General features: G+C 62.8%; 1 pseudogene. It reads left to right on the top strand.

Going from position 1 to position 239, the window contains the following annotated elements:
• Positions 1 to 239: pseudogene (locus KVT37_RS33690) on the top strand (toprim domain-containing protein); the annotation flags it as partial.

Raw genomic sequence — 239 nt, 5'->3', positions numbered from 1 at the left:
GACAAACTTGCCGCCAACCAGCAAACCTCCGACCTGATCCAGGCGCACGGCTGCGGCACGCACTCGAAATAGCGCGACGAAGACCTGCGCTACGATCGTGTGATCATCATGACCGTCGCCGACGTCGACGGCGCGCATATCGCTTCGCTGTTGATCACCATCTCCTACCAGGAGATGCCCAACCTGATCCGCGCCGGCCAGCACGTACAGGCCGTGCCGCCGCTCTATTCGAGCGGGCA

This window comes from Mesorhizobium sp. GbtcB19, assembly GCF_019091085.1.
Taxonomy (GTDB): domain Bacteria; phylum Pseudomonadota; class Alphaproteobacteria; order Rhizobiales; family Rhizobiaceae; genus Mesorhizobium.
This window is presented reverse-complemented; position numbering and strand designations above follow the sequence as displayed.